The following is a 26,090-nucleotide window of genomic DNA, read 5'->3' on the forward strand; positions in this document are numbered from 1 at the left end:
CATCGGCCCGGCTCACGCTGGAACCGCGCCCTCGGCGAAATCGTTATCGAGATCGTTATCCTGCCGCAACCGTCTCCGCGATGCGCCGATGACCGTCACGCTCAACCATACGATCGTGCCCGCCCATGACAAGGCCGCCGCGGCGAGCTGGTTCGCCGATGTGTTCGCGCTGCCGCGCGAGCAGTCGGACGATCATTTCGCCCCGGTCTTCGTCAATGACGCGCTGACCTTTCTCTTCGCCGACGCCGATCGCTTCTCGGCCGCCCATTACGCCTTTCATGTCTCCGAGCCCGAGTTCGACGCCATACTGGCGCGCGTGCGCGCCTCTGGGCGGCCATTCGGCAGCGCGCCCTGGAGCCGCACAGATGGGAGTCTCAATGATTGGAACGGCGGAAAAGGCGTCTATTTCGAGACGCCCGACGGCCATTTGATGGAGCTGATGACCGTCCCGCAGTGACCCGGCGCTCGCTCTTTGAAATCCGTTAATGCTTTTCCGCCCGGAACATCACTGGCACCTCGAACGAGAGGCCCTCGTCTGCGACCGCCGCCGGCGGCGGCGGCAAGGGATCGGCGCGCTTCATCATCGCCAACGCCGCCTCGTCGAAGGCGTGGTCGCCCGAAGAGCGCCGCACGCCAGAGGCGACCACATGGCCGAGCCGGTCGAGCGTGAAGGCGACCGCCACCTCGGCCGAGCGCCGGCCCGCTCCGCTCGGATAGCGCTTGTGGCGGTTGAGATGCGCTATCAGCATCTTCTGCCAGGTGAGCTTGGCCGCGCGCGCCGCTTTGTCCACACCGGGAGCGGGCGCGACGGCATGGGGCGCCTCCTGCGCCACATCGGACTTGGGCGGAGCCGCCGCCACGGAGGCCGCCGATTCGGCCGAGACCACGGGCGTCGCCTCGTGCTTGGTCGGCTCCTCGACCGGCTTCTCGTGCTTTTCGGCGTGGGTGTAGTCGGCCTCCTCGGCCTCGGTGCGGGCGATCTTGGGATCGTCGCTGTCCTTGGTCTGCGAGGAGGCGACAGCCGGCGCCGCTGCGGCCGCCTCGTCGGCCTGCGGACCGGGCGGCGCGTCGGGCGCATCCTCGACATGGGGCGCCGCGGGCGCGAGCGAAATCTCGATCGCCGGGGCGCCCGTATCCTCGTCCTCCGGCTCGGCTCCGGCGACGAACAGCGCCGCGCCGATCGCCGTGACATGCAGCGCGAGCGCGACGACGCCCGCGACGCTCCAAACGCGGCGGTCGCCGCCGGAGGCGCCCCATAGCGCGGAGACGCTCATTTCTGCGCTCCGCCGGCGTCGAGCGCCACCAGCGAAACCTTGAGATAACCGCCGGCGCGCAGGCGCTCCAGGATCGCCATCAGCTCGCCATAGGGCACGGCGCTGTCGGCGCGCAGGAAGACGCGCTTGCCCTTGTCGCCATTAACGAGCGCATCGAGCGAGGAGACGAGATCATTGCGCTTGACCGGCGTCTCGCCGAGCGCGAGCGCGAGATCGGCCTGGACAGTGAGATAGATCGGCTTGTCGGGCTTCTCATGCGGCGCGGAATTGGCCGCCGGCAGATCGACCGGCAAATCGACGGTGGCGAGCGGCGCCGCCACCATGAAGATGATGAGCAGGACCAGCATCACGTCGATGAAGGGCGTGACGTTGATGTCGTGCGTCTCCTCGAGCGCGCCGCGCGGCGAGCCGCCGATATTGCCGGCCATGACGCTTACTCCGCCGCCCGCAGCGCCGCATGATGCGACGGATGCTGCGCGCCGCGATCGATGTCGCGCGAGACGACGCGCAGCAATTCGCCCGAGAGATTGGAAACGAGCTCCTGATAGGCGCCGATCTGGCGGGCGAGATGATTATAGATCAGCACCGCGGGAATGGCGGCGAAGAGGCCGATGGCGGTGGCGAGCAATGCTTCGGCGATGCCGGGCGCGACGACGGCGAGATTGGTGGTCTGCGCCTTCGAGATGCCGATGAAGCTGTTCATAATGCCCCACACCGTGCCGAACAGGCCGACGAAGGGGCCCGTGGAGCCGACCGAGGCGAGCAGGCCCGTGCCGCGGCGGATCGACAGCCCCTCGGCGCGCTCGAGCTCGGCGAAGCTCGACGCGACGCGCTCCTTCAAGCCGCCCGAGGCGGAGAGGTCGGAGGAGAGGCGGAACTCGCGCAACGCCTCGGCGATCAGCGCGCTCGCGAGCGCATCGTCGGAGCCGAGCGCGACGCGCGCCTCGGCGAGGCCGCGCGCCTCCTGCAGACGCTCGATCGAAGCGCGCACGCGGCGCCGCGAGCGACTGAGCTCGACGGTCTTGGCGATCAGCACCGTCCATGTGCCGATCGACGCGGCGAGCAGTCCGAGCATCACCACTTTCACGACGATGTCGGCGTTGACGAACATGCTCCACACGGACAGATCATGCGGGCGATTGACGATGTCCGCGCGCGCCGCCTCGGCGAGCGAAAGATCGGGGAGCAGGAGAAAGACCGAGACCGCGACCGACGCCGTCAGAATTGAACGTTTCATGCTTCCGCCCATGTGCGAATGAGATTGTGATAGACGCCGGTCAGTCTGACGCAGGCTTCGTCGCCTGCTCCGAGCCGCGCCGTGAGGCTTTGGATCGTCTGGTCCAAATCGAAAAGCAACGACCGTACCATATTGTCGCGAATCATGCTCTGCAGCCAGAAGAAGGACGCGACGCGTTCGCCCTGCGTCACTTCGCGCACGAGATGCAGGCTCGTCGACGGATAGAGCACGAGATGGCCGGCCGGCAGCTTGATCTCCTGCGCGCCGAAATGATCCTCGATGACGAGCTCGCCGCCTTCATATTCCTCCGGATCAGAGAGGAACAAAGTGACGGAGAGATCGGTGCGAATGCGCAGCGGCGTGCGCGGCACGCCGCGAATGGCGTTGTCGACATGCAGGCCGAAGCTCTGCCCGACGCCATAACGATTGAACAGCGGCGGAAAGATGCGATGCGGCAGCGCCGCGGAAACGAACAAGGGAGAGGCGGCGAGCGCGTCGAGCACCATGTCGCCGAGATCGCGCGCCGCGGCGCTGTCCTGCGGCAGCTGCAGATTATTCTTCACCTGCGAGGATTGGACGCCCGCCGTCGCGCGCCCGTCCTCCCAAGGGGATTGCGACATCACGTCGCGGAAATGGGCGACCTGCTGCTTGGCGAGCACATCCGGAATGCAGATCAGCATCGGCGCAAGGTCCTCATACCTCGCTCCAATGGCGAATGAGATTGTGATAGACGCCGCCGAGCTTCACCATATCCTCGTCGCGGGCGCCGAGACGCGGCGTGAGATCCTGCATGGCGAGGTCGAGATCATAGATGAGATCGCGCACGCCCTCTTGGCGGATCATGCTCTGCACCCAGAAGAAGGAGGCGTGACGCACACCGCGCGTCACCGGCGTCACCATGTGCAGATTGCTCGCAGGATAGACGGCGACCGATCCAGCCGAGAGCTTCACGCTGTGCGAATCATAGGCGTCGTCGACGACGAGCTCGCCGCCGTCATATTCATCGGGCTCCGACAGGAAGACGGTGACGGCGAGATCGGCGCGGATGCGCAGGCCGGTCATCGGGTCGCCGCGTACGGCGTTGTCGACATGCACGTCGAAATAATGGCCGACGCCGTAGCGATTGAACATCGGCGGATAGACGCGCAGCGGAATCGCCGCCGACACGAAGCCGGGATTGGAGACCACCGCGGAGAGCAGCCGCTCGCCGAGCCGGCGCGACAATTCGCCATTGGGCGGCAGCTGCTCATTGCTCTTGAAGGCGGCCGCCGCGCCGCCGGTCGATGCGCCGTCCTCCCATTGCGCAGCGTCGAGAGCGCTGCGCAATGCGGCGACGGCGTCCTTGCTCAGCACGTCGGGAATTGAAACCAGCATGGAAGAGGTCCTCGGTCCCCCGTATCTTCCCATGCTTCAGGGAAGCATGGGAAGATGACGGCTCCTTGTTTGAAACGATTCCAAGGGGCCGAGGACCCGGTCTCAGAATTTGGCGTTGGCCTGGAAGAGAACGGTGCGCCCGGGCGCCACCTGCACGAAAGGCGCGGCGCTCTGATAGAAAGCGTCGTAATAGGTGCGGTCGAACATATTGACGACCGAGACCTTGAAAGTGAGATTCTCCGTGATCTTGGCCTCGGCGAAGGCGTCGAAGCGCCAAGCGGACGGCAAGACATTCGGCACGTTCACGTAAGGATTGGCCGCGGTCGGCGCCGGCAGGCCGGCGGCGTTGACGGCCGTCGAACCGTTGGCGACGAGATTGTTGCCGCCATAGACTTTCGATTTATAGACCGCTTGACCGCCGATCTCCAGCCGGTCGGCCGCCCAGCCGAACAGGTCGCCGATCTCGTATTTGGAGAGCAGGCTGAAGGACTCATGCGCGATATTCGCGAGCTGCAACCCGACATTGGTCGGCACATAGGAACTCCGGACCCGCGAATCCATCAGGACGAGGCCGCCGATGACGCTCCATTTGTCGGTGATTTTGCCCGCGACCTCTAGATCGACGCCGTTGACCTCGTAGGATGCGCCAGCGGTGGTCACCCCCGAATTGACCTCGCGGGCGTTGGTGACGTAAGTGTCGAAATAGGACAGGGTCGCCAGAAGGTGACGGTCGAACAGCTCCCATTTCGTGCCGACCTCCCACGCCTTGTTGAGCTGGGGCGAGAAGATCTGAGAAGCGGCGTTGATTCCGCCGTAATTGGCGGCCGCGCCATCGAGCTCCGCGCCGATGGGATTGGCCGAAGTCGCATAGGCGGCGTAGACGCTGGCATAGGGCAGCGGCTTCACGACAGCGCCGAAATTGTAATTCACCAGCCCCGAGTGATTCTGCGCCCAGGTCGTCGCCGAACGCGAGGTGATGTTGTAATCGTCGTAGCGCACGCCGCCGTTGAGGATGACGAAGTCCTGATAATTGGCGGTCTCGATCAAATAGCCCGCCTTGGTGTCGACGCCGATATAGGTCGGATTTCCGGAGCGAAATGGCGTCGTGGAGAACGGCAAGAGATTGGGCGGAGCAAACACGCTGACGCCCGTAAGCCCCCCGCGGCCCGTGAACGTAAGGCCCGAATTCTCCGACGTCAGGCCGGCATAGGTGTCGCGAGTGACGAACTCCCGAGAGAACTCCGTGCCGATGATCGCGGTGTGCTTGATCGGGCCGGTGTCGAATTTCACCTCCGCCTGAGTCTGATTCGAGATCGTATTGGTGACCTGATAGCGGCTCTGCGGATTGAGGCTGACCGTCAGATTGGTGAGGTTCGGCTGCTCCGCGAGCGTGCCGACGTAATCGAGGATCGAGCGTTCCTGACGCAGCTTGCTGCTCAGTGTGACGTGCTCGTCGATGCGATATTCGCCGGTGAAGGTGCCGAAATCCTGCTGCGACTTCTGGAAGTCGCGGTTCACCAGACCGTAATAGGTATAGCGCGAGACGTAGCCCTCGGTGAACGGCCGATTGGCGGCGCGATTGTAGGGCACGCCGAAGTCCGGCAGACCGTCGAGACGCACATGCGTATAGGAGGCGGTGAGCTTCAGATTTTCGAGCGGCTTGAACACCAACGACCCGGACACGCCGTTGCGGTCGTCGACGACATAATTGCGGCCGGCCACATTGGCGGCCTGCCACAGACCGTTGAGGCGCACGTCGAGGACGGGGCTGATCGCCTTGTTGACGTCGATGGTCAGGCGCTTCGAATTATCCGATGGGCCGCCCGAAAAGGTGAAATCGTAGAAATCCTTGTCGCCGGCCTGCTTGGTGACGATGTTGACCGCGCCGCCGGCGGTGCCGCGCCCCGAGAAGCTCGACCCGGGCCCGCGCAGGATCTCCACCTGCTCGGTATAGAAATTCTCGCGAATGCTGACGCCGGGATCGCGCACGCCATCGATGAAGATGTCATTGCGCGCGTCGAAGCCGCGGATGAAGAAGCGGTCGCCGAACGCGTTGCCGCCCTCGCCCGTGCCGAGCGTGATGCCCGCCGTGCTGCGCCCGATCTCGCGCAACGTCGTGGCGTTCTTGTCCTGCAGCACCTCCTTGGTGAGGACGGTGATCGTGCGCGGCGTGTTCACGATCGGCTCGCTGAACTTGTTGGACGACAGACGGTCGACCTTATAGGGAGCCATGGGATCGGCATAAGGATTGGCGTCGGCCGGAGCCGCGCCGCCGCCGCCCACGCCCGCCTGTGCGCTCACGGCGCCCGGCGCGCTCTGACGGTCGCCAGCATGCGTCGACGGGGCGCGGACCGCGCGGCGCGGCTTGGCGGCGTGATGGACCGCCGGCGCCGCATGGACGACCGGCCGCGGCTTCTCCTTCGGAGCATCGACCCGCACCGCCGGCAGCGGCTGGCTCGCCTCCTGCGCCGTCGCCATTCCGACTCCGGCCGCAATCATCGCGGCGGCGCCCAAAACCGTTGCCGAAGGCCCGTCGATGTGCGCCGCTGCTCCGCGTCGAAGACTGCGAAGGGAAAACGGCGCTTTGATCTTGCTCATTTTTTCTGCCCCGTGAAACGTCAGCCCCGCGTACGGGCCTAAGCGATTTCACCATGAGTATTTTTCATAGGGGCAGCGTCAATGAACAGGCGCGCAGACTGGAAATGTTGCAAAGAATTATTCTTCAGAATAATTGCTCGTAACAAGCTGTCTGCTTTCAAACATTGTATGAAAACGTCTCCTTGGAAATATTCCACTGTTTTTCATCAGATACTGCTTGCGTGTGGCGCCGTTGCACCACTCCCGCCGCGCTCGCGACTCGCCGACGCCTCACTTTCGCTCGATCGCCGCGCGTGCGGCGTCACGCAGCAGCTTGCGCGCGTCGTCGCGCAGATAGGCCATATGTCCGCCGGGCGTCGTGACCAGCTTCACCCGCGATGTCGCGCCGAAGACCGGCAGCTGATCGATGAGCAGCTGGCTGACGAAATAAGGCGTCACCAGATCGGCGAGACCATGCGCGATCGTCACCTCGAGCCGCCGGTCGAGCGCGAGCTCATCGCGAAGCGTGGAGACGGCCTCCGCCTCGGCGCGGCCGCCCTGGCCGAAGTCCCAATCATGCGCGACACGGTCGTTGAGGATTTCATAGCGCGCGTCGCCGACCGGCCATTGCAGCTTGTCGAGCGTCACGCGGGCCATCGCGGCGCCGAGCGGCGCGCGCAGGCCGTCGAGCACCGGATCGGGCCAGCGGCTTTCGCGCGAGAACGGGCGCGGATCGAAGCCGACGACCTCGCCGTCATAGGCGCTCGCCACCTCCCGCTGCGCGCGCTTGCGATCACGCAGAAAGGTCTTCAGCTCGATGCGCCCGCCCTCCTCCGCGACGACGCGCGGATCGAGCCCCGTGAAGCGCGCGACATTGGTCTCGAGCCGCCGCATCGCCTCCTCGTCGCGCACGCCTTTCAGAAGATCGACGACGAACTCGCCGGAGGCATAGGCTTCGACATCGGCGAGATCGGCGCGCCGGCGCGCCTCGCGCGTGACCGCCGCATAGGACGGCAGGCGTCCGGCGAGCGCGAGAATATTATGTTCTCCGTCGAGCCAGCCGAAATCGAGCGCCGGCGAGATCAGCACCAGCCCCTCGACGCCGACGCTCTCGCGCTCGCGCAGCGCATGCAGCACCTCGACCGCGCGAAAGCCGCCGTAGCTCTCTCCGACGAGGAATTTGGGCGAAGCGATGCGCCGATGCGCGGCGAGCCATTTGCGCAGGACGACGGCGAGCGCGTCGGCGTCCCCCTTGGTCGAGAAGAAGGATTTGCGCGCCTCCTCGTCCTCGGTGAGGAATTTGCTGAAGCCCGTGCCGGGCGGATCGACGAAGACGAGATCGACGAAGGGCAGCCAGCTCTCCGCATTGTCGACGACGACCGGCGGCGCCGAGGGCGACGGCGGCAGCGACCCGAGCGCCAGACGCCAGGGCGAGATCCCGCCGAGGGAGAGCCAGGCGGAGGAAGCGCCCGGACCGCCATTGAAGACGAAAGCGATGGGCCGCGTCGCCGCATCGGCGTCGGCGCGCTCGTAAGAGACGAAGGCCACATCCACGCGCGGCGCGCCGGTCTTGCCGTCGCGCAGCCGCACGGCGCCGGCGCGCGCGACGAAGCTCACCTTCTCCCCGCGCATCGTCATCGTGTGGGCGGTCGCGACCTCCGCCGGCAGGCCTTTGGCGGCGTCGGCGGGCTCTTCCGTCTCCTTCTTCGGCGGCGCGGACGGCGGAGCCGCCGCGGCCGAAGATGCGGCGAGCGCCGCCGCCAACGCGAAAGCAATGCAGAGCTTGGAAAGCATGATCGGGCCTCTCATCCAATGTCGAGCGATAGATAGCGCAGCGCTCGAGCGCGACGAAGTTTTTGGAACCAACGCGCCCTCGAAGAATTGATTCCGAACCAAACGCGGTCTGACGCGAGAGCGCGCCGCGAGGAATGGAGTTGCACAATGGAATGGAACCAGGTCCAGGGCAACTGGAAGCAGGTCAAAGGCAAGATCAAAGAAAAATGGGGCGATCTCACCGATGACGACCTGACCAAGATCGAGGGCAACCGCGAGCAATTCGAGGGAGCTCTGCAGAGCCGCTATGGCCAGAGCAAGGAAGCGGCCCGCAAGGAAATCGACGACTGGCTGAAGACGCTGCACTGAGCGCGTCCCGGCCCTTCCCGAGGCGGTCCGCCTCGGGAGTTCTCACCCGAAATGGCGAAGCAATCGCGACGCGATAGGCGCGGCGGGATTGCTTCGCTGCGGTCGCGTCAAATCAGACGTCACGGCCATAGGCTCTACGCAGCTCGACCTTCGCGCGCTCGAGCACCCGCTTGCGCGCATCCGGAAGACCTTTGCCGGCCCGATTGATGTAGAATGTCAGCATCGACATCGCCGAGCGGAACGGATCGCTCTTGCGCCGCGAGCTCGCTTCGGCGGAACGCTTCAGCGAGCGGGCGATGGCGCCGGGATCGTCGAGCGTGAAGACATTCTCCTCGAGATCGAGCGCATTGCTGCGGCGCGTCACATCGCCCGACCAACATCGCTTCTCGTCCGCGGCCGGCCGGCTCACGCGGCGCGGTCGCTCTGACAATGCGCGCCGCCGGGCTGCGAGATTCCGCGCAGCGCTGCGCCCGACAGCCCCACGTCCCGATCCATCGCAATATCGGCGAGCGAGATGATGCCGACGAGGCGCTTGCTGCGATCGAGCACCGGCATGCGACGCAATTGCTGCTGCGCCAAGCTCTCCGCCGCCTCCTCGACCTCGCGATCCTCATAGACATATTTCACGTCGCGGGTCATCACGTCGCGCACCTTTGTCTCGGCGCCTTTGCCGACCGCCACAGCGCGGAGCGCGATGTCGCGATCGCTGATCATGCCGACGAGCCGGTCGTTCTCACCCACGGGCAGAAGCCCCACATCGAGCTCGACCATGCGCTTGGCCGCCTCGGCGATCGACTGGTTCGGATCGACGACGCAGACGTCGCTGGTCATGATGTCCTTGACCTTCATCTTTCGACTCCTTCTCTCGCCGCCGGAAGGAAACCCTCGTGGCGCGCCATGGTTCCCGGCGGCTCAGCCGCGCAGGAGCAGCGAGAGAATGGCGCAGAGAATCGCGAGAACCGAGACGATGGTCATGCGCCATCCGGCTCGCGCGCCGCCAATCCAGAAGGTGAGCGCGCATTTGGCGAGCGTGTTGACCGCCACGGCGAGACCGATCGCTTTCGCCGCCGTCTCCATCGGAATTGCGCTGCGATCGAGATCGGCCATCGACAAGGTGATCGCGTCGACGTCGGCGAGGCCCGAGATCGCCGCGAGGACATAAGCGCCGGCGGCGCCGGCGAAATGAGTCGCCAGTCGCGACAGCGCCGAGATCGCGGTGAGCAGCAGCCCGAATTTCACGACGACGCCCATGTCGAGCGGATTATGCGGCGCGAAGCTCTCGTCCTGCGCCGGCGCCGTCATCGCCCGCCGCATGAACAACAGCGCCGCGGCGATCATCACCACGGCGGCGCAGGCGAAGGGAGGCGCGAGCGTCGACAGCATCGAACGATCGACCAACGCGACAATCGCCAGCACGCGCAACGTCATCGTCGCGCCGGAGAGCAGCGCGCCGCCGACGAACAGCGGCCGATGCTCGACGTGCTCGCGCGCGAGCTTCGCCAATGTGACGGTGGCCGCTGTGGACGAGGCGAGACCGCCGGCGATTCCCGTCATCGCGACGCCGCTCGCGCCCCCGGTCGCCTTGATGACCACATAGCCGAAGAAGGAGAGACAGGCGATCATCACCGTCAGCAGCCAGATGCGAAACGGATTGACCGCTCCCCATGGATCGAGAGCGCGATCGGGCAGCAGCGGCAGCAGAACGACGGTCATGGCGAGAAGGATCAGCCCTGAGCGCAATTCGTCCCAGGTGATGCGCCGCAGCCAGCCATGCGTCGCGCGTTTCAGCGCCAGCAGCGAGGCGGTCGCGACGCCGGCCGCGCCCGCGACCTGTATGTCGCCGATCATGGCATAGGCGCCGAGCGCGAAAGCGAGCATGGCGCCGACGACGGTGGTGGCGCCGAATGTCTCGTCGCGCTCCGTCTCGCGATAGCGGAACAGCGCCATCGCCGCGGAATAAACGACAAAGGCGAGGCCGAGCGAGACAGCGCCGCCTATGCCGGTCTGATCGCCGATCGCGCCCCAGACGGCGCCGAGCAGCGCCGCCAGCGCATGAGTGCGCAACCCGGCGGCGCGCTCGCCCTCCTCGTCCGCGCGCGCCTGCCATCCGCGCTCGAGGCCGATCAGCAGACCGATGCCGAGCGCCACCGACAGGCGGCGAAACAATTCGAGCGTCTCCATGGCGGCCCTTCGAAAGCAGCGACGGCGCCCTTATAAACCTTCGGCGGCGAACATGCGCAGCGCAGCCGGCGTGATGCTTTGCCGCAGGTCGAAATAGCCGTCCCAGGGATCGCCGCGCAAGGAGGCGAGGCGCCGCTCCATCGAATCGATCGTATAAGCGTCGGCGCGCTCGATGCGTGTGAGCTCGCCCCAGGCGATCGGCGCGGCGACGCTCGGCGTCACGCGCGCGCGCGGCGAAAAAGGCGCGATGGCGCTCGCGCCGCGTTCATTGCGGCGATAATCGACATAGATGCGGCCGATGCGGCGCGATTTCGTCATGATGGCCGTGAAGCGCGCGGGCTCCTCGGCGGCGAGGCGCATCGCCACGCCTCTCGCGAAAGCGGTCAGCGTCGTCCAATCGAGCGAAGGCTCGAGCGGCGCGACCACATGCGCGCCCTTGCCGCCGGTGAGCATCACGAAGCTCGTCAGCCCCGCAGCCTCGAGCAGAGCGCGAAAGTCGCGCGCGGCGCGCTTGACCTCCTCGAAGCTCAGCGACTCGTCCGGATCGAGATCGAAGGTCAGCCGGTCCGGCCGCTCGACGCTATCCACATGCGCGCCCCAGATATGCAGCTCCAGCGCGTCCATCTGCACCGCGCCGTCGAGTCCGGCGCCGTCGACGAGAGTGAGAAACTCCTCGGTCTTCCCATCGCGGGAAATCGGCGCGGCGCGCAGGCCCGGCGGCATGCCGCGCGCGTGATGACGCTGAAAGAAGCAGGGCCGTCCGCCGCCTTTCGGACAGCGCACGAGCGACAGCGGGCGGCCGGCGAGATGCGGAAGCGCGAAAGGCGCGACGCGGCGCCAATAGTCGAGCAGCCGCCGCTTCGTGACATGGATAGAGTCCGCATAGAGGGGCTTGTCGGGATGGGTGAGGCGGATCACCGCTTCCCTCCCCGCCGCGGCGCCGCGCGCACTTCTTTCGCGGGCTTGTCCTCGCGCAACGCCACGAAGCGCGGATGACGCAGCACGCCCTCGCTCGTCCGTTCCGCATAAGCGATCTCGACGACGAGGCGTGGCTCGACATAGCGCGCAGCGCGGGCGATGTCCCTCGGAAGCTCTGCGAAAGGCGAATTCTTGCGCGCCTCGAGCCGCTCCGCCACTTGCCCGAGATCGGCGTCGGAGAAGCCGGCGCCGACGCGGCCGCGGTAGCGCAGGACGCCGTCCTCATATTCGCCGAGCAGCAGCGAGGCGAAAGGCCGCCCCTTCTTGGCCGAGGGCCGATAGCCGCCGACCACGAACTCGTCGCGTCCGATGCATTTCGTCTTGATCCAGGAGAGCCGGCGGCCGGAGACATAAGGCCGGTCGGCGCGCTTCGACACGACGCCTTCGAGGCGCATGCGGCAGCACTCCTCGAGAAAGCGCGGCCCCTCGCCGCGCACATGATCGCTGTAGCGGATCGCCGCCGGCGCCTCGCGCGTCAGCTCGGCGAGCCGCGCCTTGCGCTGCTCGAGCGGCGCCTTCGCAATGTCCTCGCCATCGATCTCGAGCAGATCGAACACATAGAAGACGAGGCTGTCGGCATGCGTCTCCAGCGCCTTCTGCAATCGTCCGAAATCGCTGCGTCCGCATTCGTCGGTGGCGACGATCTCGCCGTCGACGAGCGCGCTGCGCATCGGCAATTGCGCGACCGCCTCGGCAATGCGACGAAACTTGTCGGTCCAATCCAGGCCCGAGCGCGTGTAGACCCGCGCCGTTCCGCCCGCCGCAGCGACGATGGCGCGATAGCCGTCGAATTTGATCTCGTGCAGCCAGTCGCGGCCGGTCGGCGGCGCCGCCGCCAGCGTCGCCAGCTGCGGCGCGCGAAACTTCGGCAAATGCGCCGGCCGCTCGTCTTCCGCGGCGATCTCGGCGAAGCCGCGTCCGCTGGCGACGCTCTTCGTCCATTCATGGACGGGATCGCAGGCGCGATCGGCGAAGCGGTCCTTCTCCTTGACCAGCAGCCAATTCTCGCGCCGCTCCTTGCCGCGCCGCGGCAGACGCGTCAGCGCGAAGCCGCCGCGCAAGCGCTCGCCCGCGAGCGTGAATTTGAAATGACCCTCTTCGATGCCGCGACGGACGTCGCCCTGCGGCGACCAATGACCGCGATCCCACAGCATCACCTCGCCCGCGCCATATTCGCCGGCGGCGATGTTCCCCTCGAAGCGTCCATATTCGAGCGGATGATCCTCGGTGCGCACCGCGAGGCGCTTCTCGCTCGGGTCGAGGCTCGGCCCGCGCGTCACCGCCCAGCTCTTCAACACGCCGTCGAGCTCGAGACGCAAATCGAAATGCGTGCGGCGGGCGCGATGCTTCTGCACGACATAGGCGCCCTGCTCCGCCGCATCCCGCGCCTCGTCGCCGCGCGGCTCGCGCGTGCGGGAGAAATCGCGCTTGGCCCGATAGGCTTCCAGCGAGGCCGCGGCGCGCGCGATCATCCCGGCGTCTCCTCACCTTTGCTACGCGCGCTTTTTCGCGGCCGTCTTCTTCCCGCCCGCGGCCGGCTTGGCGCGGCCGGCGTCGCGCGCCGGCGCCGGCTTCTGGCCGGCGCGGCGCGGAGCCGGCGCCTCGGCTTCGCCGACGCTGCGTTTCAACGCCTCGATCAGATCGATGACCTTGCCGGGACCGCGCCGCTCCTCCTCGCCGGTCGACACGATCGCATGGCCCTCGCGCTTGCTCTCGACCAGCGCGCGCAGCGCCTCGGCGTAGGAATCCTTGAACGCCGCAGCGTCGAACGGCCGCGTCTTGCGTTCGATCAGCTCCTTGGCGAGCGCGATCATCTCCTCGTCCCCGGCTGCATCGCCGATATCGGAGAAATAGGGCTCGGCCGCGCGCAGCTCATTGGCGTAGCGCAGCGTCTCGACCACCAGCCCCTTTCCCAGCGGAACCACGGCGACGAGACTCTCGCGGCCGCGCATGGTGAGGCGGCCGAGACCGATGCGGCCGGTCGACTGCAACGCCTCGCGGATCACCACATAGCCTTCGGTCGAGACATCGCCTTCGGGCGTCAGATAATATGGCTTCTCGAAATAGCGCGGATCGATCGCATCGCGATCGACGAATTGCACCAGCTCGATGGCGCGGCCGCTCTCGAGCTTGATCTCGTCGAGATCCTCTGGCTCCAGCACGACATAGGCGTCGTCGCCGATCTCGAAGCCCTTGACGATGTCGCTCGCATCGACCGGACCGACTCCGGGCGCGACCTTCTCATAGCGCACGCGCTTGCCCGAGGGCTTGTGGATCTGATGCAGCGCCGTCTTGTCGCCACTCACGGAGGCGGCGTAGAGCTCGACGCCGATGGAGACGAGCGACAGGCGAAGATAGCCTTTCCAATAGGCGCGCGCGCGGGGAGCCATGGACGAGTTCCTTCTTTGCTCGTGCTTCATCTAGCGCCGCGACGCGCGCGGGCGATGGCGGCGTTGAGCTCGCCGCCATAGATGAAGATGACGGCGGTGAAATAGAGGAAGACGAGCGCGATCATCGCCGAGGCGAGGCCCGCGTAAGTGAGCACATATCGCTCGGCGAAGGCCGAGAGATAAGCGCCGAAGGCGGAACCGGCGATGAGCCACAGCGCCAGGGTCACGACGACGCCGGGGAGCGTCTCGGAAATTCTGCGGCGGCCGGCGGGAAGCCAGTTGTGGATGGCGAACAAGGCCGCGGCGAGAACGAGTGTCGCGATGGCGAAGCGGGCCAGCGTGACGAAGGTCCAGAAGGACGGGAGCCAATCGAACCAGCGCGCAGCCACATCCGTGACGATGGGCCAGAGCACGACGAGCACCGACAGGATCAGCAATGCGACGGCGCTGCCGAGCACATAGAAGATCGATTCGAGACGCAGCAGCCACCAGGGCCGCGTCTCCTGCGCTTCGTAGGCGCGGTTGAGGCCGATGCGCAGGCTCTCGATTCCGCTCGACGCGAAATAGACCGAGAACAGCGCGCCGGCGGTCAGCGCGCTTCCTTGCGGCGTCGTCGCGACACGGCGGATCTCGCCGGCGATCGGCGCCGCGACCTGTGACGGCCAGACGTCGAGCAGCAGGCGCCCGGCTTCGTCGGCGAGCCGCGTCGAGCCGAATGTCGCGGCGAGCGCGGTGACGACGATGAGGAACGGAAACAGCGACATCAATGTCGTGAGCGCGATATGGCTGGCGATCGCGAAGCCGTCGCCTTCGTTGAAATGCAGAAAAGCGTCGAGCGGAATGCGCAAGGGCGCGGGCAATCGCTCGGCCCACGGCGCGAGCCGCCCGAGAGCGCGCTGAAAAATGCCGTCGCCGATCTTTTCCAGAGCCGATCCTTTCGGCCGACGAGACGTAGTTGCGGAGAAAAGTAGCGCGTCCGCATCGTCATTGCGAGCTTGCGAAGCCATCTAGAGCCATGGGACGAGCCGTAGACGATGCCGCCCTGCCGCTGACGGATTGCTTCGCGGGCTCGCAATGGCGGCGGCTCGGGAGGGAGGCTCCAATCGCTGCGCGCGGGAAACCTTCTCCCCCCGAGGGGCGTTGTCGAGACGGGCCGAGAGTGCTCGAAGCGGGAGGTCGGCAATGGGGTCGAAAGGCGACGGACTTCAGGAAGAACTGAGCCAGCTGCGCGACGATCTGAGCGATCTGGCGAGCCGAATGAGCAATATGGGAAGCGACGCGAGCAGCGATATGGCCGACGAGATCAAGATGCGCATGCAGAAGCTCGGCGACGACATCGACGGCGCGCTGTCGCAGGCGAAATCGACAGGACGCGACATGGTGCGCCAAGCCGGCCTCGAAGGGGTCGGCGACACGGTCGAAGGCGCCATTCGCGAGCATCCGTTCACGAGCCTCGCCATCGCCATCGGCGTCGGCGCGCTGGTCGGAAGTCAGCTGCGCCGTTAGAGCGAGCGAGGTCATCGCCGTGCCGCAATTCGTCGAAGCCGCCAGACATGCAATCGAAAGGCGCGCCAAGCGGTTCGGCCTCGGCGTCGCGATCGATGCGGCGGCGATCGTCTGCGTCGCCGTCGCATTGTGCTTTTTCACCTTCGCGGCGTTCGTCTACGCGCAGGGCGAATGGGGGACCCTCACGGCGAGCCTCGCGCTCGGCGGCGTCTATCTGACGTTCGCCGCGGCGCTCTATCTGTGGTCGAGACGATTGGCGCATCGCGCGGTCGCCCCGCGCGGCGACGATGCGGGACGATATCTGCTCTCTGCGGCGGCGACTGCCGACAAACGCCAGGAGTGGCTCGTCGCGCCTGTGTTCATCGCTGCCGGAATTGAAGCATTGCGGCGCATCGGCGCCCAACGGCTCATTCCCGCCTTCGCGCTGAGCGCTGTGGCGGTGGCGGCGGCGCGGGCGACGATGCGGCCGAACGGCGGCGCAAAGAAGGACGATCAAAAGAGCGCATGAGCCGGCGCGGCGGCGTTGCGCCGCCGCGCCGGCGGGCGGCCTACACGCTTCTTCCGCGCCTGAAGATGCCGCCGATCAGAGCGATCACGAACAGCGCGATCGCCACCCAGAAGAGAATGCGCGCCCCCTCGACCGCAGTGCCTGCGACGCCGCCGAACCCGAACAGCGCCGCAATGATGCCGATCACGAGGAACACGATGGCCCAATACAGAAGACCGCTCACGAACGCCTCCCGATGTGATCCCGGCCCGGCCGTTAAACGCCGGAGCCGCGAAGCGGTTTCGCTCCGGCGCTGCGAATCTCCGCCGCCGCCCGCGACGCCGACGCCATGAGCCTGCAGCCATGAGCCTGCAGCCAGCGCGCAGCTTCACGCTCAATTTCGGCCCGGTGCATCCGGCCGCCCATGGCGTTCTGCGCCTCGTTCTGGAGCTCGACGGCGAGATCGTGCGCCATGCCGATCCGCATGTCGGCTTTCTGCATCGCGGCACCGAGAAGCTGCTCGAGGACAAGACCTATCTGCAGGGTCTTCCCTATTTCGACCGGCTCGACTACGTCGCGCCGATGAATCAGGAGCACGGCTTCTGCCTCGCCGCCGAGCGCCTGCTCGAGCTCGAGATTCCGCGACGCGCGCAATTGATCCGCGTGCTCTATCTCGAGATCGGCCGGCTGCTCTCGCATCTGCTCAACATCACCACCTGGGCCTCCGATTGCGGCGCGCTCACGCCCAATCTCTGGGGCTTCGAGGAGCGCGAGAAGCTGATGGGCTTTTATGAGCGCGCCTCTGGCGCGCGCATGCACGCCAATTACTTTCGAGTCGGCGGCGTGCATCAGGATTTGCCGGAGGCGCTCATCGACGACATCGACGACTTCTGCGACCGCTTTCCGCATGTGCTGGACGATATCGAAGCGCTGCTCACCGACAACCGTATCTTCAAGGCGCGCAATGTCGATATCGGCGCCGTCACCCTCGAGGAGGCCTGGGGCCTCGGTTTCTCCGGCGTGTTCCTGCGCGCCTGCGGCGCCGCCTGGGACTTGCGCAAGGCGCAGCCCTATGAATGCTACGAGGAGATGGATTTCGATATTCCGGTGGGCCGTCACGGCGATTGCTACGACCGCTATTGCGTGCGCGTGGAGGAGCTGCGTCAGTCGACCCGCATCATGAAGCAGAGCGTGACGAAGCTTCGCGCCGGCGACGGCAAGGGTCCGGTCGCAGCCCAACATCCGAAAATCACGCCGCCACCGCGCGAGGTGATGAAGCGCTCGATGGAGGCGACGATCGAGCATTTCAAGCTCTACACCGAGGGCGTCCATGTGCCGGCCGGCGAAGTCTATGTGGCGGTGGAGGCGCCGAAGGGCGAGTTCGGCGTCTATCTCGTGTCGCGCGGCGGCGACAAGCCCTATCGTTGCAAGATCAGGCCGCCCTCCTACGCCCATCTCGCGGCGACCGAGCTGCTCTCGCGCGGCCACATGCTCGCCGACGTCGCCGCCATTATCGGCTCGCTCGACATCGTGTTCGGCGAGATCGATAGGTAGTTGCTGGATGAGCGAGCCTGATGCTCGAGAAGCCGTCATTGCGAGCGAAGCGAAGCAATCCCAGAGTCATTGGGCGGCCCCTGGATTGCTTCTCGCTTCGCTCCTCGTAATCCCTCTCCGCGCGTAGGCCGCGGAGAGGGTGCTCACGAAAGTTCACGAATGTTTCGTCGAGCCGCCCTTGCGCCCGGCCTCGGACGCCAGCTCCTTGTCCTTCGAGAAGCTGCGCTCTTCCGCCGGAACGCTCTTGCCGCCCTTGCGCCCCGCTGTGGCCGCGAGCTCCCGATCCTTCGAGAAGCTGCGCTCTTCCGCGGGAACGCTCTCGCCGCCCTTGCGAGCGATCTCGCGCTGCTTCTCCTCGTCCATAGAGGCGAAACCTCGCCGTGACGTGTCATGTGTCTGGGTTCTCGGCATCTGTGCCTCCTCCCTTTCTTCGTCAGGGATCGATACAACAACAGCGCGTATGCAAGGTTCCGAATATTTCGAAATTTCCTCTCGCGCCGAATCCGGTTCGCCGCCGCCGCCGGCGGCGAGCAATGAGATGCGCGGCGGGAAGCAATGCACTACAATCGTCGCCCGAATGACGGGAGACGACCGCGGCAATGACGACAGGCAATGACTTCACGCTTCTCTGGCTGCAGGCCGGAAGCTGCGGCGGCTGCACCATGTCGGTGCTAGAGCGCGGCGGCGCCGGCTGGCTCGAGGAGCTGCGCCGTTTCGGCGTGCGCCTGCTCTGGCATCCGAGCCTCAGCGAGGAGACCGGCGAGGAGGCGCGCGCCATTCTCGGACGCGTCGAGCGCGGCGAGGAGCGGCTCGACGCTCTGCTGATCGAGGGCTCCGTGCTGCGCGGTCCGGAAGGCACCGGCCGCTTCGACATGCTGGCCGGCACCGGCCGCAGCATGTTCGACTGGGTGCGCGCGCTCGCGCCGCGAGCAGATTATTGCGTCGCTGTCGGCAGCTGCGCGGCCTTCGGCGGCGTGCCGGCGGGCGCGCCCGATCCAACCGACGCCTGCGGCCTGCAATTCTCCGCGACCGAGATCGGCGGCGCGCTCGGCGCCGATTTTCGCTCGCGCTCGGGCCTGCCCGTGGTCAATATTTCCGGCTGCGCGCCGCATCCGGGCTGGATCATGGAAACCGTGGCGGCGCTGGCGCTTCGCTGCTTCACCGCAGCCGACATCGACGCCTTCGGCCGCCCGCGGCTCTTTGCCGATCATCTCGCTCATCACGGCTGCAGCCGCAATGAATTCTATGAGTTCAAAGCCTCGGCCGAAGACGTGTTCGAGCGCGGCTGCCTGATGGAGCATCTCGGCTGCAAGGCGACGCAGGCGGTCGGCGACTGCAATCAACGCGCCTGGAACGGCGGCGGCTCCTGCACGCAGGCGGGCTCGACCTGCATCGCCTGCACCTCGCCCGGCTTCGAGGCGACGCGCGGCTTCCATCATACGCCGAAGATCGGCGGCATTCCCGTCGGCCTGCCGCTCGACATGCCCAAGGCCTGGTTCGTGGCGCTCGCCGCGCTCTCCAAATCGGCGACGCCGGCGCGCGTGCGCGAGAATGCGCGCAGCGACCGCGTCGCGCGCGGACCGGCGCCGGGGGCGGAAAAACGAGCCGGCGCCGAGAAGAAGAAATGACGCGCATCGTCGTCGGCCCGTTCAATCGCGTCGAGGGCGATCTCGAGCTGACGCTCGACATCGACGACGGCGTGGTGCGCGAGGCGCGCGTCGCCGCCTCGCTCTATCGCGGCTTCGAGCAATTGCTGCTCGGCCGTCCCGCCGAGGACGCGCTCGTCATCGCGCCGCGCGTCTGCGGCATCTGCTCGGTGTCGCAATCGCTCGCCGCGGCGGCCGTGCTGCGCGGCGCGCAGAACGCAGCGCCGGCGCGCAACGGCCTGATCGCCACCAATCTCGCCCATGCGGCCGAGAACATCGCCGATCACCTCACACATTTCTACGTGTTCTTCATGCCCGATTTCGCGCGCGCCGCTTATGCCGCGCGGAGCTGGCATGAAACGGCGCAGACGCGTTTCAGAGCCGTCTCCGGCGCGGCGCTGCGGGAGGCGCTGCCGGCGCGCGCGCGTCTCTTGGAGACAATGGGCCTCATCGCCGGCAAATGGCCGCACAGCCTCGCCTTCCGCCCCGGCGGCGTGACGCGGGCGCTCGCGCTCGGCGACGAAATGCGGCTCGTCGCTCTGCTCGCCGATTTCCGCGGCTTCATCGAGCGGACGCTGTTCGCGGCGCCGATCGAGGCCGTGATCGAACTCGCGTCCGGCGACGCTCTCGACCGCTTCGCGCATGGCGCCGGCGCCGCTGGCGATTTCGCCGCCTTCGTCCGCATCGCGCGCGATCTTCGTCTCGAGCAGATCGGGCGCGGCCCCGGCCTGCTGATGTCGGCGGGCGCCTATCTCGGCTCGGACGGCCATCACTTTCCCGCCGGGCTGCTCGACGCGGCGACCGGCGCGCTGCGGGCGCCGCCTCTGCATGCGATCGAGGAGGACGTCTCCCATAGCTTCATGCGCGACACGGCGGGCGATCCCGCGCGCGCCGAGACCGTGCCGGACATTCATCGGCCCGGCGCTTACAGCTTCGCCAAGGCGCCGCGGCTCGAGGGGCGCGCGGTCGAGGTCGGCGCCCTCGCCCGGCAGGCGGTCGCCGGCCATCCGCTGATCCGTGATCTCCTCGCGCCCCAGGGCGCCTCCAATGTCTTCGCCCGCATCGTCGCGCGCCTCCTCGAGATCGCGCTGCTGACGCAGGCGATGGACGGATGGACGCGCGACCTGCGCAGATCCGAACCCTTCTGCACGCCCGATACGCCGCTGCGCGATGGCGCCTTCGCCGGCTTCGTCGAGGCGGCGCGCGGCGCGCTCGGCCATTGGGCGAGCTATGCGAATGGCGAGATCGCGCGCTATCAGATCATCGCGCCGACGACATGGAATTTCTCGCCGCGCGACGCCTCGGGCCGGCCCGGGCCGCTCGAATTCGCGCTGCAGGGGCTCGACGTCGGCGCCGAAGGCGCCTCGAGCGTTGCGCTGCAGCATATCGTGCGCTCATTCGACCCCTGCATGGTCTGCACGGCGCATTGAGTGGTGAGCAGCTTTCCGCGGCTGGAAGAACGACTTTCAATTCGGCCGCCGCGGCGGGCCCGCGAATTTTGTTCAATTGCCTGAGAAGTTGGAAATCTTCTCGTTCCATTGTCGCTGGCCCACAACTTGCGCCCATTTCCGCAAGCGGCGTCGTCGCGCGAATGCCGCAATGCACAACGGGTGGGAAGGAAACAGCCGCCATGGAAACCTTCTACGACGTCATTCGTCGTCAGGGCGTCACGCGCCGCAGCTTCACCAAATTCTGCTCGCTCACCGCGGCGAGCCTCGGCCTCGGATCGACCGCCGCCGCGCGCATGGCCCATGCGCTGGAGACCAATCCGCGCATCCCCGTCATCTGGATGCACGGGCTCGAATGCACCTGCTGCTCGGAGAGCTTCATTCGCTCGGCGCATCCGCTGGCGAAGGATGTCGTGCTGTCGATGATCTCGCTCGATTACGACGACACGCTCATGGCCGCCGCCGGCCACCAGGCCGAGGCGATCCTCGAGGAGACGAAAGAAAAATACAAAGGCAAATATATTCTCGCGGTCGAAGGCAATCCGCCGCTCAACGAGGGCGGCATGTTCTGCATCGACGGCGGCAAGCCCTTCGTCGAGAAGCTGAAATGGATGGCCGAGGACGCGATGGCGCTGATCGCCTGGGGCGCCTGCGCCTCCTGGGGCTGCGTGCAGGCGGCCAAGCCCAATCCGACGCAGGCGACGCCGATCGACAAGGTGATCAAGAACAAGCCGATCATCAAGGTGCCCGGCTGCCCGCCGATCGCCGAAGTGATGACCGGCGTCATCACTTATGTCACCACTTTCGGCAAGCTGCCCGAGCTCGATCGGCAAGGTCGGCCGAAAATGTTCTACTCGCAGCGCATCCACGACAAATGCTATCGCCGCCCGCATTTCGACGCCGGCCAATTCGTCGAGGAATGGGACGACGAGGCGGCGCGCAAGGGCCACTGCCTCTACAAGATGGGCTGCAAGGGCCCGACCACCTACAACGCCTGCTCCACCGTGCGCTGGAATGGCGGCGTCTCCTTCCCGATCCAATCCGGCCATGGCTGCATCGGCTGCTCGGAAGAGGATTTCTGGGACAAGGGCTCCTTCTATGATCGCCTGACCACGATCAAGCAATTCGGCATAGAGAGCAACGCCGATGAAGTGGGCCTCGCCGCCGCGGCGGTGGTCGGCGGCGCCGTCGCCGCTCATGCGGGCGTCACCGCGATCAAGCGCATCACGAGCAAGCACGACGGGTGAGGAGCAAAGCGCGCTCCCGCTCGCTCTCATGCCGAAGAGGCTCCGCCGGAGCCGTCTCGAACCACGAGGACGCGGCTCCAGAGGGCGCGCGTGACGACTCTACCATCCTCAACATAATGCAAACGCCGCCGAGGAAACGCGATCATGGGCATTCTGACGCCGAACGGCTTCAATCTCGACAATTCCGGCAAGCGCATCGTCGTCGATCCGGTGACCCGCATCGAGGGGCATCTGCGCGTCGAGGTCAATGTCGACAAGGACAATGTCATCCGCAATGCGGTGTCGACCGGGACAATGTGGCGCGGCATCGAGGTTATTCTGAAGGGCCGCGATCCGCGCGACGCCTGGGCGTTCACGCAGCGCATCTGCGGCGTCTGCACCGGCACGCATGCGCTGACCTCGGTGCGTGCGGTGGAGAACGCGCTCGGCATCACCATCCCCGAGAACGCCAACTCCATCCGCAATATGATGCAGCTGGCGTTGCAGATTCACGATCATCTCGTGCATTTCTACCATCTGCATGCGCTCGACTGGGTCGATGTCGTCTCGGCGCTCTCGGCCGATCCCAAGGCCACCTCGGCGCTGGCGCAATCGATCTCCGACTGGCCGCTCTCCTCGCCGGGCTATTTCAAGGATCTGCAGATTCGGCTGAAGAAATTCGTCGAGTCGGGACAGCTCGGGCCGTTCAAGAACGGCTATTGGGGCCACGCCGCCTATAAACTGCCGCCGGAAGCCAATCTGATGGCGGTCGCTCATTATCTCGAGGCGCTCGATTTCCAGAAGGAGATCGTCAAGGTCCAGACGATTTTCGGCGGCAAGAATCCGCATCCGAACTGGCTCGTCGGCGGCGTTCCCTGCGCCATCAATGTCGATGGAACAGGCGCCGTGGGCGCCATCAACATGGAGCGCCTCAACGAGGTCAGCACCATCATTCAACAGTCGATCGAATTCGTCGAGAAGGTCTATGTGCCGGACATTCTCGCCATCGGCTCCTTCTACAAGGACTGGCTCTATGGCGGCGGCCTCTCGGGCAAGAACGTCATGGGCTATGGCGACATTCCCGAGCACGCCAATGATTTTTCTCCCGCCAATCTCGGCCTGCCGCGCGGCGTGATCCTCAACGGCAATCTGAACGAGGTCTTCCCCGTCGACCACACCGATCCGGAGCAGATCCAGGAGTTCGTCACCCATTCCTGGTACAAATATCCGGACGAGACCAAGGGCCTGCATCCCTGGGACGGCGTCACCGAGCCGAACTATAAGCTGGGCCCGGCGGCCAAGGGCACGCCGACCAATATCGTGGAGCTCGACGAAGCCGGCAAATACTCCTGGATCAAATCGCCGCGCTGGCGCGGCCACGCCGTCGAGGTCGGGCCGCTCGCGCGTTATATCGTCGGCTATGCCCAGGGCAGAGCCGAGTTCAAAGAGCCGACCGACGAATTCTTGAAGAAGCTCGGCGTGCCGGTCACCGCTTTGTTCTCGACGCTCGGCCGCACCGCGGCGCGCGCGCTCGAGGCGCAATGGGCGGCGCGCAAGATGGAGTATTTCCACCAGAAGCTGATCGCCAACATCAAGGCCGGCGATTCCTCGACCGCCAATATCGACAAATGGAAGCCCGAGAGCTGGCCGAAGGAGGCCAAGGGCTTCGGCTTCACCGAGGCGCCGCGCGGCGCGCTCGCCCATTGGATCCGGGTCAAGGACGGCAAGATCGACAATTATCAGTGCGTCGTGCCGACCACCTGGAACGGCAGCCCGCGCGACCCCAAAGGCAATATCGGCGCCTTCGAGGCCTCGCTGATGGACACGCCGCTCGCCGATCCGCAGAAGCCGCTCGAGATCCTGCGCACCATTCATTCCTTCGACCCCTGCCTCGCCTGCTCCACTCATGTGATGAGCGAGGACGGGCAAGAGATGACGAAAGTCACGGTTCGCTGAACGGAGGATGATCATGACCGAGGCGACGCAAGTCCATGGCGTGCTCGACAGCCACGGCGAGAAAGCCGCGCGGCTCGAGAGCGTCTATGTCTATGAGGCGCCGGTGCGGCTGTGGCATTGGATCAATGCCGCGGCGATCGTGGTGCTGGCGACGACGGGCTATTTCATCGCCTCGCCGCCGCCTTCGACGCCCGGCGAAGCGAGCTCTCAATTCCTGATGGGCTATATCCGCTTCGCCCATTTCTCGGCCGGCTATGTCCTCGCCGTGGCGCTGCTGATGCGGATCTATTGGGCCTTCGTCGGCAATGAGCATGCGCGGCAGATTTTCTATCTGCCGATCTGGGATCGCAAATGGCTGTGGGGCGTGCTGCATGAAATGCGCTGGTACGCTTTTCTCGCGAAGGCGCCGAAGAAATACCTCGGCCATAATCCGCTCGGCCATCTGGTCATGCATCTGTTCATGCTGAACCTGGCCTTCCTCGTCGTCACCGGCTTCGCGCTCTATTCCGAGGGCGCCGGCCGCGACAGCTGGCAATATGCGCTGTTCGGCTGGGTGTTCTCGATCTGGCCCAACAGCCAGGATGTCCATACATGGCACCATCTCGCCATGTGGGGCGTCGTGCTGTTCATCATCATCCATGTCTACACCGCGGTGCGGGAGGACATCATGTCGCGCCAGAGCCTGATCTCGTCGATGATATCGGGCGAGCGCGTGTTCCGCGACGAGGCCGACAAGTGATGTCGACAGCGAAGGAATGTTCGGAGACGCCGCGCAGCGGCGCTGGATTGCTTCGCTGCGCTCGCAATGACGGCGAAGCCACCGTCATTGCGAGGAGCGCAGCGACGAAGCAATCCAGAGCCGCGGGGCGATTACTGGATCGTTTCGCTGCGCTCACGATAACGGCGCAAGGGGAGCAGCCATGCGCACCCTGATTCTGGGCATCGGCAATATTCTCTGGGCCGACGAAGGCTTCGGCGTGCGCGCGGTCGAGGCGTTCCATGCGCGGTTCGAGACCGGGAATGACGTGACCATTCTCGACGGCGGCACGCAGGGGCTCTATCTGGTGCAGTTCGTCGAGACCTGCGACCAACTACTGGTGCTCGACGCCATAGACTACGGCCTCGAGCCGGGGACCCTGCGCGTCATGCGCGACGCCGATGTGCCCCACTTCATGGGCGCGAAGAAGATGAGCCTGCACCAGACCGGCTTTCAGGAAGTGCTGGCCGCCGCCGATCTGCTCGGACGCTATCCGACGCGCCTCGCGCTGATCGGCTGCCAGCCGCAGGATCTCGAAGATTGGGGCGGCCCGCTGACCGCTCCCGCAGCGGCGGCGATCGAGCCGGCGCTCGCCGCCGCCGAGCAGATTCTCACCGAATGGGGCGTCGACCTTCGCAGGCGCGACGACGCCTCGGACGAGCGGCTGCTCGCGCATGACCTCGACCATCGCCATTATGAGCGGCGCCCGTGCGGCGCCGAGGAGGAGACGAGTCCATGAACGCAATTCGCAACGCTGTGACGGCCGCCGTCTCGCTGGTTCCCGCCGCGGCGCTCGCCCATCCGGGTGACCATCCCGCCGATCTCGCCTGGGATCTCGCGCATATCTTCACGCAGCCCGATCATCTGCTCACCATCGCCTTCGGGCTCGGCTGGGCGGCGATGGTCGTCGCCGTCGGCTATTGGTTCAAGCCGTGGCGCTCCGAGTCTTGGCGCTGACGGCGTCATGTGCATCGGCTTTCCCATGACCGTGATCGAAGGCGACGCCTTCGAGGCGCTGTGCGAGCGGCGCGGCGAGCGGCGGCATGTATCCATGGCGCTGGTCGGCGCTCAGCCCGCCGGCGCGCGCGTGCTGGTGCATATCGACTCGGCGGTGCGGCTGCTCGATCCGCTCGAGGCCGCGCAGATCGACGACGCCCTCGACGCCGTCGAGAAAGCGCTCGCCGGCGAGAATGTCGATCATCTCTTCGCCGATCTCGTCGATCGCGAGCCCGAGCTTCCGGCCTTTCTGCGCGAGCCGGAAGGTCGCTGATCAGACTGGAAAGTGAGCTGTCAGCGACCGAAGCGGAACAGATAGCCGCTGCTGGCAAACTCCCTTTCGCTTCAGTCACCTCCTTTG

29 protein-coding genes are annotated in these 26,090 nt (G+C 66.0%); 13 read left to right on the top strand and 16 right to left on the bottom strand.

The features are described from left to right. The first annotated feature begins 88 nt into the window (after positions 1-88). Positions 89-457 carry a VOC family protein gene (locus CQW49_RS03405; protein ID WP_003612244.1) on the top strand — a complete coding sequence of 123 codons (369 nt, stop codon included), beginning with the start codon at positions 89-91 and terminating at the stop codon, positions 455-457. Positions 458-482: 25 nt separating this feature from the next. Here the strand turns inward: CQW49_RS03405 and CQW49_RS03410 are convergent, their stop codons facing one another. From CQW49_RS03410 to CQW49_RS03440, 7 genes are all read right to left on the bottom strand, one after another. Continuing rightward, positions 483-1,274, bottom strand: coding sequence for an energy transducer TonB (locus tag CQW49_RS03410; protein WP_003612242.1), 792 nt, complete (start codon positions 1,272-1,274; stop codon positions 483-485). Next, complete coding sequence (exbD, locus tag CQW49_RS03415) at positions 1,271-1,702, bottom strand: TonB system transport protein ExbD (RefSeq protein WP_003612241.1); 432 nt, start codon at positions 1,700-1,702, stop codon at positions 1,271-1,273. Before exbD ends, CQW49_RS03410 begins: the two co-directional genes overlap by 4 nt. A 5-nt stretch (positions 1,703-1,707) precedes the next feature. After that, complete coding sequence (gene exbB / locus CQW49_RS03420) at positions 1,708-2,511, bottom strand: tonB-system energizer ExbB (protein ID WP_003612238.1); 804 nt, start codon at positions 2,509-2,511, stop codon at positions 1,708-1,710. After that, positions 2,508-3,191, bottom strand: coding sequence for a Fe2+-dependent dioxygenase (locus CQW49_RS03425; protein WP_003612235.1), 684 nt, complete (start codon positions 3,189-3,191; stop codon positions 2,508-2,510). The genes exbB and CQW49_RS03425 overlap by 4 nt, the downstream gene beginning before the upstream one ends. A gap of 13 nt (positions 3,192-3,204) precedes the next feature. After that, positions 3,205-3,885, bottom strand: a complete 681-nt coding sequence (locus tag CQW49_RS03430) for a Fe2+-dependent dioxygenase (protein WP_003612233.1) — start codon at positions 3,883-3,885, stop codon at positions 3,205-3,207. Between the two features lie 102 nt (positions 3,886-3,987). Continuing rightward, positions 3,988-6,483, bottom strand: a complete 2,496-nt coding sequence (locus tag CQW49_RS03435; RefSeq protein WP_024750022.1) for a TonB-dependent receptor — start codon at positions 6,481-6,483, stop codon at positions 3,988-3,990. A 270-nt stretch (positions 6,484-6,753) separates the two neighbouring features. Beyond that, a complete protein-coding gene (locus CQW49_RS03440) occupies positions 6,754-8,256 on the bottom strand; it encodes a S10 family peptidase (RefSeq protein ID WP_003612231.1) in 1,503 nt (500 codons plus the stop codon). A 147-nt stretch (positions 8,257-8,403) separates the two neighbouring features. On the opposite strand from CQW49_RS03440, the gene CQW49_RS03445 reads away from it, so the two are divergent. After that, positions 8,404-8,604 carry a CsbD family protein gene (locus CQW49_RS03445; protein WP_003612230.1) on the top strand — a complete coding sequence of 67 codons (201 nt, stop codon included), beginning with the start codon at positions 8,404-8,406 and terminating at the stop codon, positions 8,602-8,604. A gap of 112 nt (positions 8,605-8,716) precedes the next feature. On the opposite strand, the gene CQW49_RS03450 is transcribed toward CQW49_RS03445, so the two are convergent. From CQW49_RS03450 to CQW49_RS03475, 7 genes are all read right to left on the bottom strand, one after another. After that, the gene (locus CQW49_RS03450; RefSeq protein WP_003612229.1) at positions 8,717-9,013 is read right to left on the bottom strand and encodes a DUF3175 domain-containing protein; all 297 of its coding nucleotides are present in this window, start codon (positions 9,011-9,013) and stop codon (positions 8,717-8,719) included. Beyond that, positions 9,010-9,453: a CBS domain-containing protein gene (locus tag CQW49_RS03455; RefSeq protein WP_003612228.1), complete on the bottom strand. Its 444-nt coding sequence runs from the start codon at positions 9,451-9,453 to the stop codon at positions 9,010-9,012. The genes CQW49_RS03450 and CQW49_RS03455 overlap by 4 nt, the downstream gene beginning before the upstream one ends. A gap of 63 nt (positions 9,454-9,516) precedes the next feature. Continuing rightward, complete coding sequence (locus CQW49_RS03460; protein WP_003612226.1) at positions 9,517-10,785, bottom strand: MgtC/SapB family protein; 1,269 nt, start codon at positions 10,783-10,785, stop codon at positions 9,517-9,519. Between the two features lie 30 nt (positions 10,786-10,815). After that, entirely contained in the window at positions 10,816-11,703 is an 888-nt protein-coding gene (gene ligD, locus CQW49_RS25380) for a non-homologous end-joining DNA ligase (RefSeq protein WP_003612224.1), read from the bottom strand. Then, complete coding sequence (ligD, locus tag CQW49_RS25385; protein WP_003612223.1) at positions 11,700-13,235, bottom strand: non-homologous end-joining DNA ligase; 1,536 nt, start codon at positions 13,233-13,235, stop codon at positions 11,700-11,702. The genes ligD (CQW49_RS25380) and ligD (CQW49_RS25385) overlap by 4 nt, the downstream gene beginning before the upstream one ends. A 21-nt stretch (positions 13,236-13,256) precedes the next feature. Then, positions 13,257-14,153 (bottom strand): non-homologous end joining protein Ku, encoded by an 897-nt coding sequence (gene ku, locus CQW49_RS03470; RefSeq protein ID WP_003612221.1) that lies wholly within the window; start codon positions 14,151-14,153, stop codon positions 13,257-13,259. Between the two features lie 26 nt (positions 14,154-14,179). Further along, entirely contained in the window at positions 14,180-15,001 is an 822-nt protein-coding gene (locus CQW49_RS03475; RefSeq protein ID WP_003612219.1) for a YihY/virulence factor BrkB family protein, read from the bottom strand. A 334-nt stretch (positions 15,002-15,335) separates the two neighbouring features. Here CQW49_RS03475 and CQW49_RS24315 point away from each other — a divergent pair, with 334 nt between their 5' ends. Together CQW49_RS24315 and CQW49_RS03485 are read left to right on the top strand one after the other, a co-directional pair. Next, the gene (locus CQW49_RS24315; RefSeq protein WP_003612217.1) at positions 15,336-15,659 is read left to right on the top strand and encodes an ElaB/YgaM/YqjD family protein; all 324 of its coding nucleotides are present in this window, start codon (positions 15,336-15,338) and stop codon (positions 15,657-15,659) included. A gap of 19 nt (positions 15,660-15,678) precedes the next feature. Beyond that, a complete protein-coding gene (locus CQW49_RS03485; RefSeq protein WP_003612216.1) occupies positions 15,679-16,167 on the top strand; it encodes a phage holin family protein in 489 nt (162 codons plus the stop codon). 40 nt (positions 16,168-16,207) lie between these two features. Here CQW49_RS03485 and CQW49_RS03490 read toward each other — a convergent pair whose 3' ends face one another. Next, the gene (locus CQW49_RS03490) at positions 16,208-16,390 is read right to left on the bottom strand and encodes a DUF1328 domain-containing protein (RefSeq protein WP_003612212.1); all 183 of its coding nucleotides are present in this window, start codon (positions 16,388-16,390) and stop codon (positions 16,208-16,210) included. A 119-nt stretch (positions 16,391-16,509) separates the two neighbouring features. Between CQW49_RS03490 and CQW49_RS03495 the strand changes: the two genes are divergently transcribed. Continuing rightward, a complete protein-coding gene (locus CQW49_RS03495) occupies positions 16,510-17,700 on the top strand; it encodes an NADH-quinone oxidoreductase subunit D (protein WP_003612210.1) in 1,191 nt (396 codons plus the stop codon). A 153-nt stretch (positions 17,701-17,853) separates the two neighbouring features. Here the strand turns inward: CQW49_RS03495 and CQW49_RS03500 are convergent, their stop codons facing one another. Beyond that, a complete protein-coding gene (locus CQW49_RS03500; RefSeq protein WP_003612208.1) occupies positions 17,854-18,111 on the bottom strand; it encodes a con-10 family general stress protein in 258 nt (85 codons plus the stop codon). A gap of 188 nt (positions 18,112-18,299) precedes the next feature. Between CQW49_RS03500 and CQW49_RS03505 the strand changes: the two genes are divergently transcribed. From CQW49_RS03505 to CQW49_RS03540, 8 genes are all read left to right on the top strand, one after another. Continuing rightward, positions 18,300-19,328: an NADH-quinone oxidoreductase subunit B family protein gene (locus CQW49_RS03505; RefSeq protein WP_003612206.1), complete on the top strand. Its 1,029-nt coding sequence runs from the start codon at positions 18,300-18,302 to the stop codon at positions 19,326-19,328. Then, the gene (locus tag CQW49_RS03510; protein WP_003612204.1) at positions 19,325-20,776 is read left to right on the top strand and encodes a nickel-dependent hydrogenase large subunit; all 1,452 of its coding nucleotides are present in this window, start codon (positions 19,325-19,327) and stop codon (positions 20,774-20,776) included. The genes CQW49_RS03505 and CQW49_RS03510 overlap by 4 nt, the downstream gene beginning before the upstream one ends. A 200-nt stretch (positions 20,777-20,976) precedes the next feature. Next, on the top strand, positions 20,977-22,041 hold the full coding sequence (locus CQW49_RS03515; RefSeq protein WP_003612202.1) for a hydrogenase small subunit: 1,065 nt from the start codon (positions 20,977-20,979) through the stop codon (positions 22,039-22,041). A 144-nt stretch (positions 22,042-22,185) separates the two neighbouring features. Continuing rightward, positions 22,186-23,976 (top strand): nickel-dependent hydrogenase large subunit, encoded by a 1,791-nt coding sequence (locus CQW49_RS03520; protein ID WP_003612200.1) that lies wholly within the window; start codon positions 22,186-22,188, stop codon positions 23,974-23,976. Between the two features lie 13 nt (positions 23,977-23,989). After that, positions 23,990-24,715: a Ni/Fe-hydrogenase, b-type cytochrome subunit gene (gene cybH / locus CQW49_RS03525; protein ID WP_003612198.1), complete on the top strand. Its 726-nt coding sequence runs from the start codon at positions 23,990-23,992 to the stop codon at positions 24,713-24,715. Positions 24,716-24,896: 181 nt separating this feature from the next. Next, positions 24,897-25,472: a HyaD/HybD family hydrogenase maturation endopeptidase gene (locus CQW49_RS03530; protein ID WP_003612195.1), complete on the top strand. Its 576-nt coding sequence runs from the start codon at positions 24,897-24,899 to the stop codon at positions 25,470-25,472. Further along, on the top strand, positions 25,469-25,690 hold the full coding sequence (locus tag CQW49_RS03535; protein ID WP_003612192.1) for a hypothetical protein: 222 nt from the start codon (positions 25,469-25,471) through the stop codon (positions 25,688-25,690). The genes CQW49_RS03530 and CQW49_RS03535 overlap by 4 nt, the downstream gene beginning before the upstream one ends. Before the next feature lie 7 nt (positions 25,691-25,697). Then, positions 25,698-26,003 (top strand): HypC/HybG/HupF family hydrogenase formation chaperone, encoded by a 306-nt coding sequence (locus tag CQW49_RS03540; RefSeq protein WP_003612191.1) that lies wholly within the window; start codon positions 25,698-25,700, stop codon positions 26,001-26,003. Positions 26,004-26,090: the final 87 nt, after the last annotated feature.

This window comes from Methylosinus trichosporium OB3b (assembly GCF_002752655.1).
GTDB classification, from domain to species: Bacteria; Pseudomonadota; Alphaproteobacteria; order Rhizobiales; family Beijerinckiaceae; genus Methylosinus; species Methylosinus trichosporium.

Coding starts and splice junctions, on each gene's coding strand:
- CQW49_RS03405 (WP_003612244.1), top strand. CDS start 89: ATGACCGTCACGCTCAACCATACGATCGTGCCCGCCCATGACAAGGCC.
- CQW49_RS03410 (WP_003612242.1), bottom strand. CDS start 1,274: ATGAGCGTCTCCGCGCTATGGGGCGCCTCCGGCGGCGACCGCCGCGTT.
- exbD (WP_003612241.1), bottom strand. CDS start 1,702: ATGGCCGGCAATATCGGCGGCTCGCCGCGCGGCGCGCTCGAGGAGACG.
- exbB (WP_003612238.1), bottom strand. CDS start 2,511: ATGAAACGTTCAATTCTGACGGCGTCGGTCGCGGTCTCGGTCTTTCTC.
- CQW49_RS03425 (WP_003612235.1), bottom strand. CDS start 3,191: ATGCTGATCTGCATTCCGGATGTGCTCGCCAAGCAGCAGGTCGCCCAT.
- CQW49_RS03430 (WP_003612233.1), bottom strand. CDS start 3,885: ATGCTGGTTTCAATTCCCGACGTGCTGAGCAAGGACGCCGTCGCCGCA.
- CQW49_RS03435 (WP_024750022.1), bottom strand. CDS start 6,483: ATGAGCAAGATCAAAGCGCCGTTTTCCCTTCGCAGTCTTCGACGCGGA.
- CQW49_RS03440 (WP_003612231.1), bottom strand. CDS start 8,256: ATGCTTTCCAAGCTCTGCATTGCTTTCGCGTTGGCGGCGGCGCTCGCC.
- CQW49_RS03445 (WP_003612230.1), top strand. CDS start 8,404: ATGGAATGGAACCAGGTCCAGGGCAACTGGAAGCAGGTCAAAGGCAAG.
- CQW49_RS03455 (WP_003612228.1), bottom strand. CDS start 9,453: ATGAAGGTCAAGGACATCATGACCAGCGACGTCTGCGTCGTCGATCCG.
- CQW49_RS03460 (WP_003612226.1), bottom strand. CDS start 10,785: ATGGAGACGCTCGAATTGTTTCGCCGCCTGTCGGTGGCGCTCGGCATC.
- ligD (WP_003612223.1), bottom strand. CDS start 13,235: ATGATCGCGCGCGCCGCGGCCTCGCTGGAAGCCTATCGGGCCAAGCGC.
- ku (WP_003612221.1), bottom strand. CDS start 14,153: ATGGCTCCCCGCGCGCGCGCCTATTGGAAAGGCTATCTTCGCCTGTCG.
- CQW49_RS24315 (WP_003612217.1), top strand. CDS start 15,336: ATGGGGTCGAAAGGCGACGGACTTCAGGAAGAACTGAGCCAGCTGCGC.
- CQW49_RS03495 (WP_003612210.1), top strand. CDS start 16,510: ATGAGCCTGCAGCCAGCGCGCAGCTTCACGCTCAATTTCGGCCCGGTG.
- CQW49_RS03500 (WP_003612208.1), bottom strand. CDS start 18,111: ATGCCGAGAACCCAGACACATGACACGTCACGGCGAGGTTTCGCCTCT.
- CQW49_RS03505 (WP_003612206.1), top strand. CDS start 18,300: ATGACGACAGGCAATGACTTCACGCTTCTCTGGCTGCAGGCCGGAAGC.
- CQW49_RS03510 (WP_003612204.1), top strand. CDS start 19,325: ATGACGCGCATCGTCGTCGGCCCGTTCAATCGCGTCGAGGGCGATCTC.
- CQW49_RS03515 (WP_003612202.1), top strand. CDS start 20,977: ATGGAAACCTTCTACGACGTCATTCGTCGTCAGGGCGTCACGCGCCGC.
- CQW49_RS03520 (WP_003612200.1), top strand. CDS start 22,186: ATGGGCATTCTGACGCCGAACGGCTTCAATCTCGACAATTCCGGCAAG.
- cybH (WP_003612198.1), top strand. CDS start 23,990: ATGACCGAGGCGACGCAAGTCCATGGCGTGCTCGACAGCCACGGCGAG.
- CQW49_RS03530 (WP_003612195.1), top strand. CDS start 24,897: ATGCGCACCCTGATTCTGGGCATCGGCAATATTCTCTGGGCCGACGAA.
- CQW49_RS03535 (WP_003612192.1), top strand. CDS start 25,469: ATGAACGCAATTCGCAACGCTGTGACGGCCGCCGTCTCGCTGGTTCCC.
- CQW49_RS03540 (WP_003612191.1), top strand. CDS start 25,698: ATGTGCATCGGCTTTCCCATGACCGTGATCGAAGGCGACGCCTTCGAG.